This window comes from Parafrankia colletiae, from assembly GCF_001854655.1.
Taxonomy (GTDB): Bacteria; Actinomycetota; Actinomycetes; order Frankiales; family Frankiaceae; genus Parafrankia; species Parafrankia colletiae.
Genome location: NZ_MBLM01000002.1, coordinates 130,549 through 146,364 on the forward strand (window position 1 = coordinate 130,549; position 15,816 = coordinate 146,364).

Consider the following 15,816-nt stretch of genomic DNA (forward strand, 5'->3'; position numbering starts at 1 on the left):
AGGCCGCGGGACAGGTCGAGGCAGGCCGGGATGGGCCCGGGCGGACGCGGGCTGGCTACACGCCGCCGGGCGCGAAGCTGCGCCGGTCAGCGAGGTCCAGCTCCCGCAGCTGTTCCTCCGCGGTCTGCTCGACCCGGCGCATGGTCGCCCGCAGAATGGGCGGCGTCATGATCGACGTGACGATCGCCACCAGCACGATCACGGTGTACATGGCCGTCGAGAGCACACCGAGACGCAGCCCGGTGCCGGCCACGACGATCTCGATCACACCGCGGGCGTTGAGGCCGGCGCCGAGGGACAGCGCCTCCCAGTGCCCCAGCCGGCTGATCCGCGCACCGATGTAGGCGCCGGCGAACTTGCCGAAGATCGCCAGGGCCAGGATGATGATTCCGGCGATCGCCACCTCGGCCTCGGCCAGGGCCGTCAGGTCGATGCGCAGCCCGGCCGAGGCGAAGAAGATCGGCGCCAGGACGCCGACGACCACCAGCCGGAGCGGTTCGAGCCGGCGGAGGTCGATCGTCGGCGTCGAACCGAGCAGGATGCCGGCGACGAAGGCACCCAGGATCGCCTCCAGCCTGAGCGCATGTGTTCCCGCCGCCGCGGCGAAGACGAACAGGACGACGACCGCGACGCCGGATGGGGAGCCGCTGGCCGGCACTGCCCGTCTGCCGGTCTCAACCAGCCCGGCCGCCCCGACGGCGCCGACGGTCGGTGCGGGTCCGGCGGCCGATGCCCCTCCGGCGGTCGGTGCGGGTCCGGCCTCACTGGCGCGGGGAGAGCCTGCTCCGTCCTCCGGGGCCACCGGCTTCGCCGCGGCCCGCGCGCCGGCATCGCCCGTCTCGCCGGTCGGCTGATGGGCCAGACCTCCCAGGGCGACCGCGAGCCGGGCCAGCGGCCGGCCCAGGACCAGCGCGAAGACGATGACACCGAGCACGCTCAGCACCGGCCAGGCGATGTCCCCGCCCCGCACACCGGTCGTGGCCATCGCGGACACCACCGACAGCAGTGACCAGCCCACCGCGTCGTCGACGGTCGCGGAGGCGAGGATGAGCTGGCCGACGTTGCGGTGCAGCATCCGCATGTCCAGGAGGATCTTCGCTGCGACGGGGATCGCGCTGACGCCCATGGCCACACCGAGGAACAGCGCGAAGGTCGAGCGGTCGGCACCGTCGGCGACAAGCGAATCCGGCACGAGCAGGCCTGCCCCGACACCGAGGCCCACCGGCAGGAGGAGGCCCGCGATGCTGATCCGGGCGGCGGTGGCGCCCCGGCGCCGCACCATCCGCATGTCCATCTCGAGGCCGGTGAGGCCCACCAGAAGGATCACACCGATCTGGCCCACCGCGTCGAGCAGGTGCATCTGGTCCGGTTCGGCGGGCAGCAGCCAGCCCGCGAGGTCGGGAGCCGCCGAGCCCAGCAGCGACGGGCCCACCAGCACACCCGCCAGCAGCTCACCGACGACCGAGGGCAGCCCGATCCTGGCCACCAGCCGCCCGAGGCCGACCGCGAGGGCGAGCAACACCGTCAGCTGGAGAAGAAAGACAAGCAGAGAATGATGCGACAACGGCGCCACCGGGGCTGCCACTATCGTCGCCGCTTCTGTCGTGTACAAGGTCGGTCGCTCCCACCACCGCGAAGTACCTTCGGCCCGGGGCCCGTCCCTGATACCGCGGGATGTCCGGGCCCCCGAAACTCCGGCCGACCGTCGGTCCGGGTTTGTGGGCACGCCCAACCGCGAGGTTCCGCGGCGTGTGAAGGCCACCGACACGAGAATAACCAGCGGACGAAGATCCTGAGGTGGTCCGCGGAAAGAAGCGGCACGCGTTCGCCGGTGGTCAGACGTGGTGGCGTGACCAGCGAGAAACCGCGTTACGTGCGTCCGGGGTGAACGATCCACCGGCACGGCCGTGTCTGCTGGTTACCGGTCTTTCCCGCAGCGTGTGGGAGCGGTCAGCCGACCGGGCGGGCCTCGGCCGTACGGACGTTCCCGACCCGCGCGCCGCCGTGGCGGGCGAGGATCTGTGACCGCCGGCGGGGGTCGATGTTGGCCCTGGTGACATCGCCGCCGTAGTGCGCGACGACACGCGGGTCCATCACCCGGAACCAGAATCGGGGAACGAGAGCAGCCAGGATCATCGATCCGTAGCCAGCCGGCAGCTGCGGCGCGGAATCGAACGAGCGCAGCGACTGATACCGCACCGCCGGAAACGCATGATGGTCACTGTGCCGAGGCAGATGGTAGAGCGCCAGATTGCTGATGACGTCGTCGCTGTTCCAGCTGTGCCGGGGCTCGACCTTTTCGTACCTGCCGGATTCCAGCCGGGCCCGGGCAAGCCCGTAGTGCTCGATGTAGTTGACGGCTTCGAGCAGGGAGAAGCCGACGACGGCCTGCAGGGCGAGGAAGAGCAGGGCCGGTGCGCCGAAAGCCACCGCGAGGGCGGCGAAGAGCACCACGCTGTAGGCCCACGCGCTCAGCACCTCGTTGTGCCGCGACCACGGTGATCGTCCGCGCAGGCRCAGCCGGCGTGCCTCCAGCTCCCAGGCGGAGCGCAGGCTGCCGCCGACGGTGCGCGGCCAGAACCGCCAGAAGCTCTCCCCCAGTCTGGCGCTCGCCGGGTCGGCGGCGGTGGCGACGCGGACGTGATGGCCCCGGTTGTGCTCCACGTGGAAATGGCCGTAGACGGAGGCTGCGAGCATGGCCTTGGCCAGGACACGCTCCAGCCTGTCCCGCTTGTGGCCCAGCTCGTGGGCGGTGTTGATGCCGATCCCGGTGACGGTGCCGAGAGCGAGGACCACGGCCACCCGCTCGACCGGGGAGAGGTCGCCCTCCGTCCAGGCCCAGCACCCGAGGGCCAGGGCGACGCCTGCCAACGGCAGGTAGAGGTAGGTGCACCAGCGGTAGTAGCGGTCGGTGTCCAGCGCCGTGCGCGTCCAGTCCGGCGCGCTGACCGGGTCCTTCGGGGACGTCGCGTCGAGCAGCGGCAGCAGCCCGAAGACGAAGAGCGGGGTCAGCCACCACGGCAGCCCGGAACCGGTGCGGTGCCAGAGCCCGAAGGAGACGATCGGCAGGAGCGGGGGGATCAGCGCGGTCAGCCACATGTACCGCTTGCCGTCGCGCCACCTCGCTCCGGTCTGGTCGACCAGCACTGGTGCAGCCATGCCCGTTGCCCTTCCGCCCGCCCGCCGCGGGCCGCATGCCGGGCGGGCCACGCCCCGCCCGGGCACCGGCGCGCCGGGCCTGGTCCGCTCTGTCACCGCAGTGTCACATCCACCATCGACAGGAACAATCGCCCATCACGCGGTGAATCGCCGCCCACCCGTGGCGGCCGCGCGGTGCACACTGGTTCCTGTGACCGCGCAGACCGAGCCGCCGCCCGGCGCCGCCCCAGCCGCGACACGGGCGCACGGGTCGATGACGGACGCGCCGCCGTGGATCGGCGGCGTCACGATCGGCACGCTCTTCCTCGCCGCCGCCGTCCTGATCACCTACACGCTCCTGCCCCTGCCGGGTCAGCGGTCGCTCGGCGACGTGAACTACCTCGTCGCCGGGCTGCTCTTCGTCACGCACATCACCTTCAACCGGCTCTACCGCACCCGAGTCGCGCGCCGAGCCGCCACCAGGGGTCAGCAAAGCCGACCGGAACGCCCCGACGCCCCTGGCGAGTGACGCAGGCGACGTCGCGGGGCGGGTCGCGCGGCGCTGCCGGGCTGAAACGATGCGCCGGTGTCCGCCCTGGTCGTGGTGCTTGTCGGTCTTGTCGCGGGCATCGCCGCCCAGCGCGCGCACCGGTTCGCCGAGGACGCACCGCGGGCCCTCGGCATCTGGCTGCTCGACATCGCACTACCGGCGCTGACGCTGCACGTCCTGCACGACGTCGACATTCCGTCCGAGATCGTGCTCGTCGTCGCGGCCCCGTACCTGCTGTGCGCCGTCACGGTGCTGATCTACCTGGTGGCGGCACGACTGATGCGGCTGCCCCGGCAGGTCGTGGCCGCGCTGATCGCCGCCACCGCGGTGGCGAACACCTCGTTCGTGGGCATCCCCATGGTCACCGCGTTTCTCGGCGAGTCCTGGGTGCCGGTCGCGCTGCTGACCGACCAGCTCGGCTCGTACCTGATCCTCAACACCGTGGTCCTGGTCGTGGTGACCGCTGCTTCCGGAGCTGTCACGGCGCCGTTGGCCGTGGTCCGCAAGGTGCTCGTGCGGCCCTCGCTGATCGCCCTCGTGCTGGCACTRGCGCTGCGGCCGGTGGAGTATCCGGTCTGRCTCGATGAGGCGCTCGCCTCGATCGGCGGCACGCTGACCCCGCTGGCGCTGTTCTCCGTCGGTCTGCAGCTTCGGCTGCCCGCGGTGCGCGAGTGGTGGCGGGAGCTGGCCCTGGGGCTCACGGTCAAGCTCGCCGTCGCCCCGGCGCTCGTGCTCGCGCTGTACGTGGCCGGCGGCCTGTTCGGCGCCCCGGAGGTCAGGGTGGCGCTGTTCGAGACGGCGATGCCACCGATGGTGGCCGGCGCGATCCTCGCTGACCGGCATGGCCTGGCCCGCCCGCTGCCGAGCCTGCTGGTCGGCGTCGGGGTGCCGCTGTCCATCGGCACACTCGCACTGTGGTCGCTCCCCCTGCATCCCTGAGCCTGGTCCGCCGGTTATAGCCGGTCGGCCGGATGGCGTCAGCCGGATCGCAGAACCGGCAGCCAACTACAAGGGCGTCCTATAGTTGGATAGGACCAATATCGCTGGGTCGCAAACGCCGGGCCGACCGGAGACACTCGCACCGGACCGACGCGGCCGGCCAGCCGGCGACCAGGTGGCCGCCCGACCGGCCGAACGCACCTGGTGCCGTGCCGGGCCAGCCGCAGGCGGTGGTCGGCGGTCGGCGGTCGGCGCAGTGACGGAGCAGCGCGAGAACGGAGGCGGCCACGTGGCCGAGACACAGCAGGTACAGGCCTCGCCGGAACCGCAGGCGACAACCGAGATCCGCCGGATCGGCGTGATCGGGTGCGGCCTCATGGGCTCCGGCATCGCCGAGGCCTGCGCACGGGCGGGGCTCGACGTGCTGGTCCGGGAAGTGGACGCGGGAGCCGCCGAGGCCGGCCGCAAGCGGATCACCACCTCGCTCGACCGGGGTGCCCGCAGCGGCAAGCTCACCGAGGCCGACCGGGACGCGGCGCTGGGCCGGCTGAGCTTCACCACCGACCTCGGCGACTTCACCGACCGCCAGTTCACCGTCGAGGCCGTCGCGGAGAACGAGCAGGTCAAGACCGAGATCTTTGCCGCGCTCGACAAGGTCGTCGTCGACCCGGCGGCGATCCTCGCGTCCAACACCTCCTCCATTCCGATCATGAAGCTCGGGATGGCGACCGGCCGCCCGGAGCAGGTGCTGGGTGTGCACTTCTTCAACCCGGTGCCGGTCATGAAGCTGGTCGAGCTCGTCCCGTCCCTCCTCACCTCCGAGGCCGCCCTCAGCCGGGCGCAGGAGTTCGTCACCTCCGCGCTGGGCAAGCAGGTGATCCGCTCCCAGGACCGGGCGGGCTTCGTGGTGAACGCGCTGCTCGTTCCCTACCTGCTGTCGGCGATCCGGATGCAGGAGTCCGGCTTCGCCTCCCCCGAGGACATCGACCTCGGCATGGTGCTCGGCTGTGCCCACCCGATGGGCCCGCTGCGGCTCATCGACCTGATCGGGCTCGACACCGTCAAGGCCGTCGCCGAGTCGCTCTACGACGAGTTCAAGGAGCCCCTGTACTCGCCGCCGCCGCTGCTCCTGCGCATGGTCGACGCCGGACTGCTCGGGAAGAAGAGCGGCCGCGGCTTCCACCGCTACGCCTGACCGGTCACGCTTCCGGACCGGTCACGACCGACCTAGGACGAGGACGACACCGCCGTGGATCCGAACTTCGACGCCTACCGGCTCAACGACACGCACGACGCTRTCCGTGAGGCGGTCCGCGATCTCGCCGAGAAGGAGATCGCCCCGTTCGCCGCGGACGTCGACGAGCGTGAGAGGTACCCGAGCGAGGCCCGGGATGCGCTGAACCGCTCCGGGTTCAACGCGGTCCACGTCCCGGAGATCTACGGTGGCCAGGGGGCCGACTCGGTGACGACCTGCATCGTCATCGAGGAGGTCGCCCGGGTCTGCGCCTCCTCCTCCCTCATCCCGGCGGTCAACAAGCTGGGGACGATGCCGATCCTGCTGTCCGGGTCGGAGGACCTGAAGAAGCTCGTCCTGCCCTCCCTCGCCAGCGGTGAGGCGACCGCCTCCTACGCCCTCTCGGAGCGGGAGGCCGGCTCCGACACCGCGGCCATGCGCACCCGGGCCCACCTCGACGGGGACCACTGGGTCCTCAACGGCACCAAGACCTGGATCACCAACGCCGGCGAGTCCACCTGGTACACCGTCATGGCGGTCACCGACCCGGACGCGGCGAAGCCCGCCAACGGCATCTCCGCCTTCGTCGTGCGCGCGGACGATCCCGGTTTCGAGGTCGGCTCCAAGGAGCGCAAGCTCGGGATCAAGGGCTCCCCCACCCGCGAGATCCACCTCGTGAACTGCACGATCCCGGCGAACCGGATCATCGGCGAGCCCGGCAGCGGCCTGCGCACCGCGCTCGCCACCCTCGACCACACCCGCCCGACCATCGGCGCCCAGGCCGTCGGGATCGCCCAGGGCGCGCTCGATGCCTCCCTCGACTACGTGCGCGAGCGCCGCCAGTTCGGCCGCGCGATCGCGGACAACCAGGCCGTCCAGTTCATGCTCGCCGACATGGCGATGAAGATCGAGGCCGCCCGGCACATGGTCTACGTCGCCGCGGCCCGCGCCGAGCGAGGCGAGCCGAACCTGGGCTTCATCACCGCCGCCGCGAAGTGCTTCGCCTCGGACGTCGCGATGGAGGTCACCACCGACGCCGTCCAGCTCTTCGGCGGCGCCGGCTACACCCGCGACTTCCCGGTCGAGCGGATGATGCGCGACGCGAAGATCACCCAGATCTACGAGGGCACGAACCAGATCCAGCGGATCGTCATGTCCCGCGCCCTGCTCAGGGGCTAGGAACTCGCCATTCTCCCTGGCAGCAGCCATGATCTGCCCGCTTGATCGATCATGGTGGGCCGGCCGCGTTCCCGACTACCACCGGGTGATCATGGCTGCTGCCGAGTGTTTGTGGACGTGGTGTGGATTCGATCAAGCAGCGTCAGGCTCGTCGTCGTCCAGGCGCAGGGCTGCCTCGATCCTCCGACGCGCCGCTTCGTCCTGACCGACGATGCACCGGGCGTAGGTGTGCAGCAGTACCGCGACCGAGTGGCCCGCCCACTGGGCGATCTGCGTCGGGGCAACCCCTGCGTTGAGCCACTCCGACACGGCGGCGTGCCGGAGGTCGTACGGACGGCGCGCGAGTGGCGAGGCGGCTTCGGCGGCCGACAGCGCACGCTTCCGGGCCTGGCCCCAAACGGTTCGGTGCCGGACCGCCGTGACCGGTCCCCCCATGAGACCCCGGAACAGCCGTCCGTCGGCGGTCGTACCGAACTCGTCCAGATGCCAGAGGTAGAGCTTCACCAGCAGCGGGTGGATGGGGACCTCTCGGGTGTCGCCGGCCGCGCGGTGCTTGAGCTGGCGAGCCGCGCGCGTCCCCTCGTCGGTCCACCCCCCGGCCATTTCCGGGTTGTTGCCGACCAGCATCGCCGTGCCCCACGCGCCATCCTTCTTCGGTAGCCGCAGGTCGGCTTCACGCAGCTCCTGCATCTCGCCAGGCCGCATCGCCGCGTAGTACATCGACCCGTACCAGGCCACGAGGTTCGGCGCGATGGGCCGCACCCCGTTCTCCAGCAGGCGGCGGGCCTGGCCGTGGTTCACGCAGACCCGGCGGTCCACCTGCTCGCGCGTCTTCGGCCCCGACCGAGACGACTCCGGCAGCGGGTTGCGGGCCAGGTCTCCCCGTTCAACCGCGTAGGCCAGGCAGGCACCGAACGCGACCCGCTTACGCAGCACCGTGTTCGGGGCGGCGGGCTGGCCGTCGAGCCTGCGCGAGAGGACATTCAGGCAGGACCGGATCAGCTCCGGATCGGCCAAGTCCTCGATCGGGCGGGTGTGGTTAGTGAGCCACTGCACCGCCTTCTCCAACTCTGCCGGCGGCGGGTTCTCCGCCCACCTGCCGTCGCCGGCCGACCGGCGACGGCGCCCGGACTGAAAAGTCCACCCGAACAGGGCCTCACGAACACAGGAGGCGATGGCATCCGGCGGGTCGCCGAGGAGAAGTGCCGGGGTGACAGTCGCCAGGGCGTCGGCCAAGGCGCGCCGGGTGCCAGGGGCAAGCCCCTCATCCCATTTGGCGTCGGCGAAGTCGCGTGCGTGCTCCAGCCAGGTGCGGCGTGACGTCGCCTCGGGTTCGGGCACCGCGGTACGCAATTCGGAGACGGGAAGGCCGGTCTCGATGTCGAACGCCTCTCCCCTCTTCGCGGCGGCGAGCAGTTCGGCGCGGCGCGAATCGGCGAGACGGACCGTGGAGTAGTTCCGGCTGTGCGACTTCGGGCCGACCTTCCACCGCACCTGGTGGGTCGTGCTCCGACTCTTGTTGGTGATCTTTTTGACCGACCAGACACGAACGTCAAAGGAAGTGGGCCGGCCACCCTGGTCTGGGCGGCCGGCGCCGGACGGCGTCGTAGTCATGCGGCGGGACTCTGGACGCGGCTGTCGATCCAGGCGTTGAGGTCGGCGCGGTCGACGCGCAGTTGCCCGTTCGGCAGCTTGATGACCTTGGGTGCGACCCCGCGGGCCCGCCAGTCGTCGAAGGTGCTTCGGGCGAGCGRCCCGTGCTCGTCTCCGAGTTCAGCCAGGACGACGGTGAGGGGAAGCAGCTCCCGGCGACCGTGGCGGGTCGGCGGAGGTGACTGTGTGGCCTTGTTGCTGGTGGGGTTCCGCTGCTGTGTGGGTGTGGTCATCCTTGGGGTGCTCCTTCTGAAAGGGAGTGTGGCCCCGGCGGGTTGCTGGCCAGCTGGTCGCCGGGGCCGCTTCGGGTGTGCGGCTCGGGTGTGGTCGTCACCTGGTGGGCCGCGAACCCCGGTGACAGCGGTGACACGGTGACAATCGGCCTTCTGGCGCCTGTTTCCGCAGGTAAGACGAGGTCCGAAGGTGTCACCGGCCCCGGTGACAGGGCGGTGACAGCGGTGACAGTTGGGCGGCCTCGCTGGGGAGAATCCCCGGACCCCGGTGACACGGTGACAATCGCGGTTTTGGCGGCTGTTTCCGCAGGTCAAGGTGGGTGTAGGGCTGTCACCAGGGGTGGTGACAGGGCGGTGACAGCGGTGACAGCCCGCCCCCTGGGGCAAGGGCGGCCCCGGCGGGTGTTCCCCCGCGAACGCCGGAACCCCGGTGACACGGTGACAATCGCCGTTCCGGCGAGTGTTTCCGCAGGTCAAGGTGGGTGTAGGGCTGTCACCAGGGGTGGTGACACCCCGGTGACAGCGGTGACAGTCGGGCGCGGTCTGCCGGGTGGCTGTCACCGGTGTCACCAGCTCTCGCCGGGGCCGTTACCAGGGCGTTCGGTGTTCCGCCCGGCGGTGAAGGCGCTTTCGATGGTGGCTGTCACCGTGTCACCGCTCTCGAGAAGCTCGGCGGCGCGGGGGTGGACCTCATAGCGGCCGTCGGGGCGTGGGCGGGTCCAGCCGAGCGCGGTGAGGGTGTCCAGGACGGTAGCGACGTCACTGGCCTTGGGGAGTTGCCGGCGTAGGGAGCGGTGTAGGTCCCGGCGGGTGAAGTCGGTGATCTTCTTGTCGGTGAGGAAGCGCAGGGTGCGGCCGGCGGGTCCGCTGGCGGGGTCGGCGGTGATGGTGTGTAGGGCGGCGGTGTAGTGGGCGGCGAGGACGTCGGCGAGGTGGATCGCGGCGGCCATCTGTGCGGCGGCGATGGGGTGGCGCCAGCCGTCGTGGGGGTAATGCGCCATGTGGAGGAGGCCGGCGAGGCGCAGGGTGGTGCCGGCGAGCTTGTTGGCCCATTCGCGCATGTCGTGGAACTGGCCGCCGGGGCGGAGCTGGACCTCGATGCGTTCGGCGTGCGCGAGGCGCAGGGCGGTGGCGTCGGGGGTGAGGGTGATCACGGCGGGGTCGTCGCCCCATTCGGCCAGGGTCGCGGCGAGGTCGTGAACGGTGCGGTCGTACTGGTCGGCGACCTGCGGGGGGACCGGGGGTGCTTGGACGTCGCGCCAGCCTCCGAGGGAGGTGGGGATGACGAACAGGAACCGGGCGACCAGGCCGCGGCCGGCCAGCCCGCTGTCGGCGCCGAACTTGCGGAGCACGACGGGTTGGATCATCACGCCGACGGTGAGGGCGGGGGCGGGGATGTACTCGGGGGGTCGGCCTTTGCGGTCGACGCGCATGGGTTCGCCGGGGTGGCCTTTGAGGTAGGGGTCGAGGTTGGGGGCTTTGGAGTACTGGCCGGCGAGGATGTCGAACACGCCGCCTTCGGGGGAGAGCAGGGCCATGCGGCCGCCGTGTTCGGCCATGAGGCTGGTCAGTTCCTCAGGGGTGACGTTGTCGCAGAGCAGCCGGGGCAGGGTGGGCACGGTGATCGCCTCGGCGGCCAGGGCGGCGGCGAGCGCCTCGGCGACGGCGGCGTCTCGCTTGTCGCTGGGGGCTTTCGCGGCGGCGGCCTTGGCCTGTTCGGCGGTGCGCTGAGCGATGTCGAGCAGCTCGAAGTTCTCCCGCGCCAGCGGCCCGATCCGTGCGGTGAGGGTTTGCTCGGCGGCTTGGAGGGGGGGCGGTGAGGGCGGCGTGGACGGGGCTTTTGCGTTCGCCGGGTTCAGCGACGGTGGCGAGGAAGAGGTTGACCGGTTCCCGCCAGCGGTCCGCCGGTTCGACCTGGAGGCGCCCACCCGCGCAGGCGGACAGGACGGTGAGGGCGACGGCGCCGGCCATGGCGGGGTCGGTCTGGGTGAAGGTGGCGACGGCGCGGACCATGTCGGCGAGCCAGTCGGGGAAGACCTCGATCGGGAACGCCGGTGGTGGTGCGGGCCGGGTGAGCGGGACAGGCAACTCCCAGGGCGGGCCGCCGTTGGCGGGCGGGGTCAGGGTGGGGTCGTGGGGGCGGATCGGGCGGACGGTGGCTGGTGGTGGTGCGGTCATGGGCACCTCCTACGAGGATCAGACAGGCCCTGACGGGCCAGTGGGCGGCGGGACGGGTGATGTGGTGGGTGGCCGGGTGGGGTCGGTGGCGGGCTTCTGGCGAGGCCCTGAGCGGGCCGTAGCGGCCGGTTTTCGGGTGGTCTGGTGTGGTGGGTTGGGTCGGGTTAGAGGGGTGAGGTCAGGCCTTCGGCTTCGAAGCCGCCTTTGATCGCGCCGCGGATGTCGCGGGTGCTCTGGCCGTTGCGTTCACCGGTCGTGGTGAGGGCGTCGACGGCGGCGGAGGCGGTGAGGGCGTCGGCGGTGACCATGCGGGCCAGGCCGCGGGCGGCGCCGTACAAGGTCACCCGCCGCCGGCCCTGCGGCGCCTGGTCGACCGCCGCCAGCGTCGCCGCGAGCAGCGCATCCGGGTAGGAGATGGCCCCCGCCCCCGCCCCCACAGCGGTAGCCGAGCTGGTCTTGGCGGTGCCGGTCCCAGCTGGGTCGGGAGCCCCCGTGCGGACCTGGCAGAGCCGGAGGAGGCGGGGGGCCATCTCCTCGACGGGACGGGCCGGGGAGGTCCATCGGTAGCCGCGGGGGGCGCCGGCCGGTGTGGACGGTGGTGCGACGACGAGCCCGCCGTCGGTCTTGATGTCGATCCCGGGTCGGCCGGGGAGCTTGCCGGGCAGTGCCCGGCCGGGGTGTTGGTAGTAGAGGTGCCAGCCCCCGCCGGGGGTGGCCACGGTCGCGGTCGGGTTCATCAGCGCCCGGTCGAGCTGCCCGCCGTTGCGCGGGTCGATGTCCACAATCGTCAGGCCGGAGACCGCGCCGGTGCGGATCGCGAGCAGCCCGTCGGGGACCGCGGTGAGCATGGCGGCGATGCGGTCCGGGTCGAGGGTGGCGGCGTAGAAGCCGTGACACGTCAGGCAGGGGCAGGCCTCCCGGTCGTGGTCCGGCCCGGCGTGTGCGCAGGGCTCGCAGTTCGCGACCGGCCGCTTGGTGCGTCCGAGGACGAACACGTGCCAGCCGCGGGCGATGTAGCCGCGGGCGGCAGTGAGCAGGGCCAGGGAGTCAGGGGTAGTCACGGTGCTGCCTTCCCTTCCAGCGCGGGCGGTGGTGGCCGGCCGGTGCCGGGTTTGACCGGAGGTGGCCGGGAGGGTCTGCACGTAGGGAAGGGGCCCTGCGCGGCCGCGATGCGACAGTGAGGCAGCGCTCGATCCGTCCGAGGGGCCAGCGGGCAGGCCGCGGCGCGGGAACCGCCGCGGCCCACGCCGGCGGTGGTGGGATCCCGGTGGGAGCGGCGGGAGTCGACGACGCGCCCACCACGGGGCGAGAAGACATGTCGGGTGCGGCTGAGCTGGTTGCCTGGCCGGGGTGGCCTGGCCTTTCGCGGTCCGGCGGGGTGCTGTCGCAGCAAGCACGGCAGCACGTACGGGACCAAGCCTGGTGGCAAGTACGGGAGCAAGCACGGCGGCAAGCGGTTCCGGTCGTCTGCTCGCCGGGCCCGTGGGCGGCCGGGTCTGTCAGGGCCAGGTCGCAGGCAGGTTGCCTCACCGCCGGTGGGGTGGTTGCCCAACTCGTGTTGTGCCAGCTCAGAGGAGTGCAGGCGGCCGCGTGGGCCGYTGCGGCGGAAGGTCCGGGCATGCGGTCTCCTCGACCGGATTCGGTGGGGTGGTCAGTCGGTGAGGTCGGCCCAGATCCCGACGGCGGGGAGTTCGCGGCCGGGTTGGAGCGCTTCGGCGTCGGCGATGTAGAGGTCGGTGGCGAACACGCGCAGGACGGCGGCGGCGGTGGTGACGTCGGGGATCAGTTCCAGTTCGGGGCTGGTTGCCAGGTCGTTCAGCCTGATCGCGAGGGCGTGGCCGGCGCGCTGTTCCAGCTCGTCGATCAGGTCGAGGCACTGGTCACCGAGGTCGAGCAGGTGGGCGACGCGGGGGTCGGTGTCGGGCAGGTCGAGGCCGGTGGCCCAGTACTGCTCGACAGCGGTCAGGTAGGCGAGGTCCGCGGCCCAGAGCTGCCCGGCCAGGTCAAGCGCGGGAGTGGTCGTAGACACCATCGGGTTCGTCTCCTCCGGAACGTTGGGGTGGGGCCGGCCGTGCGGGTGGGGGTGCCGCACGGCCGGCGGTGGGTCACTGGACGGACGGCAGGTTCATGGGTCGATGTGCGTGATYTCGCCGACCCGACCTGAGGCCACCCGGTAGAGGATCCGGGCGCGTGGCGCTGTCAGGCCGTACCAGGCGTTCAGTTCGAAGGCCGCTTCGGTCTCGCTGTCCACTTCGGCGCAGATGTTGACGACCTTCCGCCAGAACCGTTCGGGGTCGGTACCGGTAGGGGTGACGCTGGTGATGAACTGGCGGATCCCGGGGCCTCGGGGAATGCTGGTCGTGCTCATGACGCGGCCAGCGCGCGGCGGAGTTGGGTGACGTCCGGGGTCAGATCGGCGATCTTCCGGTGGAGGTTGGCGGCGAGGGTCACTTCGGGTCCCAGCGTCCGACCTGCAGCGGGGTGGCGCGCGGGTCCTTGGCGCGCCGGTCGATCCAGATCTCGCCGTTGTCCTTGAGGACGACTTCGTGCGGTGCGATCTTGTCCGCCTTGTAGCGCTCGCAGACCTGGGCGACAACCTGGTTGCGCACCGCGGCGCGGGGGTCGTTCTCCTGGCCTGCGCGGGCGGTCCTGCGTCGGGCGACGGCTTCGGGCCCCCACACCTCGCGGTCCATGTAGCGCGAGGAACGGGCGATGTCGGTGTCGGTCATCCGTCCAGCCCGCCGCTGGTCGATGTCGATGTCGTTCAGCGCCGCGCGGACCTCACGGCGGTTGCCGTGCGGATGCGCCTTGATCTTCTGGCGGGCCTTCAGGCGTGTCCCGGTGTCCGCGCCGTGGCGGGCTTCCCACAGGAGGGTCTCGATGGGCTCAACGGGGGTGGCCGGGGGCGTCTTCTTCGGTGCCGTGGTGCTGGCCGTCTTGGTCTTGCGGGGCGGGGTGGTCGTCGCAGCAGCGGCGGTCCTGCGGTTCTTGGCCGCGGGCGACGGTGTGGCGGCGGTCGCCTTCGTGTCCTTCTTCGCCGCGGGCGGCTTCGGTGCCGCCGGCCGCTTCTTCGTACCGGTGGTCTTGGTGGTCCTGCGCTGCGCGGGCGGGGGCGGCGGTGGGGTGGGCTTCTTCTTCGAACCGAACAGGCCCATGTCAGTTCTCCTTGCTGGTCGTGGCTCGGTCGGGGGTGCGGGCGTGCGCACGGGTGCGGCGAGTGGCCTTGTCGCGGGCGCGGCGGGTCTCCGCCGGTGTGACGAAGTGGCGGGTGCCGTGTTCGCGCTGGTGGGTCCGGCACAGGGATTCGGTGTCGTAGAGGTGGGTGGCGAGCTGGTCGCAGTAGTCGCAGTGCTCCGGGCCGGGGGTGGCGGTCATGGGGTGTCCTGGCGCAGGTCGGCTTTCGCGCGGCGCAGGGCGGCGAGTTCGTCGCGGATGATCAGCCGGGTGTGGGGGCAGGTCTCGCGGGCGAGCCAGGTCCGGTGCTCGTCGGTGGCGCGTTCGAGGGCGGCGAGTTCGTCGGCGGGGGTGGCCTCGGTCATCGGGGGCGTCCTTGGGGGGGTTGTGGCGGTCGGGCCGCCGGTCCGGCCGTGGTGGCCGGACCGGCGGGTCTGGTCAGTGCTGGTGGAGACCGGCGGGTCGGTGCAGTGCGACCTGCTCGCCGTCGTCGAGGGGGATTTCGGCGGGGGCGCCGGTGCCGAGGTGGCTGCCGTGGATGACCCACGGCGGTGGGGAGTCGGCCTCGGCCTCGGCGTCGTCGGAGCCGGCGGCGGTGGTGTCGGGGCTGGTGGGGGGTTCGATGCGGCCGACGATGATCAGGGTTCGGCGGGTGTGGGGGGCGGCGATGATGTCGCCGGGGCGCAGGGTGGCGGGGTCGACCAGGGGTGGGGTGCGGGTAAGGGCCAAGGGGTTCTCCGTCCGAAGAGGTGCGGTCGTCTCGTGACGGCCGGCGGGTCGGGGGTGGGGATTAGCGGCGGGGGTTGCAGCCGTGGCCGGGCAGGCAGCTGGTCTTGCCGCGGGAGTTGACGTTCAGCCAGGTGGTGGCGCCGCAGCTGCAGACGTAGCCGGAGCCGCCGGACGGCAGGCCGTCGGAGGCGCGGATGGTCCGTGATCCGCGGCTGGTCGACGCGGTACCGAGGTCGGTGAGGCGGATCGCGCGGCCGTTGAGCCGGTTGGCGGCGCGGCGGGCGGCACCGGCGGCGATGTCCCCGAGGGCGCTGGAGGGGTTGCAGGCCCGGCAGAGCTGGGCGCCCTTCTTGCCTTTGCCTTTGCAGTCGGGGCAGATCTTGCTCTTGGTTGTGCGTGCCATGGTCGGGTCCTTCCGTGAGGGTGGGGTGGTTGGTGGTCAGCGCTTGGCGGGCTGGGCGGGCTGGTAGCCGCGGGGGCCGATGACGGGGCAGAGCGGGGTGCCGTCGCCGTGCGCCCACTCGGGGGTCTTCAGCCCGTGGGCGGCGTAGTCGGTCCGGTCCTTCCAGGGCCGGCGGTGGACGGCGAGCTCGTGGCATTCGGGGCAGATGTGGGGGCGGGGCATGGAGGTCCTTCCGAAGATCGGTCACTCTGTGTGACTGGTTTTGGGCGTGCCGAACGAGGCTCGCGGGCAGTTAGATCGCCGRAAGCGAGTTAGATTTCTAACCCGGCGGGTTCAGGGGGCCCGTGACGGTGCTGAGCTGGGGAAAGTTAGAGGAGTGGGGCCCTGGCGAGGTGGTTAGAGCGGC

General features: G+C 71.5%; 18 protein-coding genes and 1 pseudogene. 4 read left to right on the top strand and 15 right to left on the bottom strand.

The genetic code is table 11. The annotated features are described in order from the left end of the window. Positions 1-55: 55 nt before the first annotated feature. Positions 56-1,573, bottom strand: a complete 1,518-nt coding sequence (locus CC117_RS00645; protein ID WP_241829750.1) for a cation:proton antiporter — start codon at positions 1,571-1,573, stop codon at positions 56-58. Positions 1,574-1,950: 377 nt separating this feature from the next. Next, the gene (locus CC117_RS00650) at positions 1,951-3,159 is read right to left on the bottom strand and encodes an alkane 1-monooxygenase (protein ID WP_071081753.1); all 1,209 of its coding nucleotides are present in this window, start codon (positions 3,157-3,159) and stop codon (positions 1,951-1,953) included. A gap of 190 nt (positions 3,160-3,349) precedes the next feature. Here CC117_RS00650 and CC117_RS00655 point away from each other — a divergent pair, with 190 nt between their 5' ends. From CC117_RS00655 to CC117_RS00670, 4 genes are all read left to right on the top strand, one after another. Further along, positions 3,350-3,667: a hypothetical protein gene (locus CC117_RS00655; protein ID WP_084131162.1), complete on the top strand. Its 318-nt coding sequence runs from the start codon at positions 3,350-3,352 to the stop codon at positions 3,665-3,667. Positions 3,668-3,724: 57 nt separating this feature from the next. Beyond that, positions 3,725-4,627 carry an AEC family transporter gene (locus CC117_RS00660; protein ID WP_071081754.1) on the top strand — a complete coding sequence of 301 codons (903 nt, stop codon included), beginning with the start codon at positions 3,725-3,727 and terminating at the stop codon, positions 4,625-4,627. A gap of 289 nt (positions 4,628-4,916) precedes the next feature. Then, entirely contained in the window at positions 4,917-5,822 is a 906-nt protein-coding gene (locus CC117_RS00665) for a 3-hydroxybutyryl-CoA dehydrogenase (RefSeq protein ID WP_071082030.1), read from the top strand. Between the two features lie 54 nt (positions 5,823-5,876). After that, a complete protein-coding gene (locus CC117_RS00670) occupies positions 5,877-7,040 on the top strand; it encodes an acyl-CoA dehydrogenase family protein (RefSeq protein ID WP_071081755.1) in 1,164 nt (387 codons plus the stop codon). Positions 7,041-7,172: 132 nt separating this feature from the next. On the opposite strand, the gene CC117_RS38475 is transcribed toward CC117_RS00670, so the two are convergent. From CC117_RS38475 to CC117_RS00725, 13 genes and pseudogenes are all read right to left on the bottom strand, one after another. After that, positions 7,173-8,534, bottom strand: coding sequence for a tyrosine-type recombinase/integrase (locus CC117_RS38475; RefSeq protein WP_084131165.1), 1,362 nt, complete (start codon positions 8,532-8,534; stop codon positions 7,173-7,175). 116 nt (positions 8,535-8,650) lie between these two features. Beyond that, a complete protein-coding gene (locus CC117_RS00680) occupies positions 8,651-8,926 on the bottom strand; it encodes a helix-turn-helix transcriptional regulator (protein WP_198541679.1) in 276 nt (91 codons plus the stop codon). Positions 8,927-9,492: 566 nt separating this feature from the next. Next, entirely contained in the window at positions 9,493-10,854 is a 1,362-nt protein-coding gene (locus tag CC117_RS00685) for a YfjI family protein (RefSeq protein WP_321572565.1), read from the bottom strand. Beyond that, positions 10,784-11,104: pseudogene (locus tag CC117_RS39995) on the bottom strand (DUF3987 domain-containing protein); the annotation flags it as partial. The gene CC117_RS00685 and the pseudogene CC117_RS39995, both read right to left, overlap by 71 nt. Before the next feature lie 164 nt (positions 11,105-11,268). Next, positions 11,269-12,165: a bifunctional DNA primase/polymerase gene (locus CC117_RS00690; RefSeq protein WP_071081757.1), complete on the bottom strand. Its 897-nt coding sequence runs from the start codon at positions 12,163-12,165 to the stop codon at positions 11,269-11,271. 590 nt (positions 12,166-12,755) lie between these two features. After that, on the bottom strand, positions 12,756-13,136 hold the full coding sequence (locus tag CC117_RS00695; RefSeq protein WP_131802985.1) for a hypothetical protein: 381 nt from the start codon (positions 13,134-13,136) through the stop codon (positions 12,756-12,758). A gap of 93 nt (positions 13,137-13,229) precedes the next feature. Then, the gene (locus CC117_RS00700; protein WP_071081759.1) at positions 13,230-13,472 is read right to left on the bottom strand and encodes a hypothetical protein; all 243 of its coding nucleotides are present in this window, start codon (positions 13,470-13,472) and stop codon (positions 13,230-13,232) included. A gap of 79 nt (positions 13,473-13,551) precedes the next feature. After that, positions 13,552-14,259 (bottom strand): hypothetical protein, encoded by a 708-nt coding sequence (locus CC117_RS00705; protein WP_071081760.1) that lies wholly within the window; start codon positions 14,257-14,259, stop codon positions 13,552-13,554. A 1-nt stretch (position 14,260) separates the two neighbouring features. Next, a complete protein-coding gene (locus CC117_RS00710; RefSeq protein ID WP_071081761.1) occupies positions 14,261-14,479 on the bottom strand; it encodes a hypothetical protein in 219 nt (72 codons plus the stop codon). After that, positions 14,476-14,643 carry a hypothetical protein gene (locus tag CC117_RS37195; protein WP_157905331.1) on the bottom strand — a complete coding sequence of 56 codons (168 nt, stop codon included), beginning with the start codon at positions 14,641-14,643 and terminating at the stop codon, positions 14,476-14,478. The genes CC117_RS00710 and CC117_RS37195 overlap by 4 nt, the downstream gene beginning before the upstream one ends. 73 nt (positions 14,644-14,716) lie before the next feature. Next, positions 14,717-15,007 carry a hypothetical protein gene (locus tag CC117_RS00715; RefSeq protein ID WP_071081762.1) on the bottom strand — a complete coding sequence of 97 codons (291 nt, stop codon included), beginning with the start codon at positions 15,005-15,007 and terminating at the stop codon, positions 14,717-14,719. 61 nt (positions 15,008-15,068) lie between these two features. Beyond that, entirely contained in the window at positions 15,069-15,410 is a 342-nt protein-coding gene (locus tag CC117_RS00720) for a hypothetical protein (protein ID WP_071081763.1), read from the bottom strand. A 36-nt stretch (positions 15,411-15,446) separates the two neighbouring features. After that, positions 15,447-15,632, bottom strand: a complete 186-nt coding sequence (locus CC117_RS00725) for a hypothetical protein (protein WP_071081764.1) — start codon at positions 15,630-15,632, stop codon at positions 15,447-15,449. Positions 15,633-15,816: the final 184 nt, after the last annotated feature.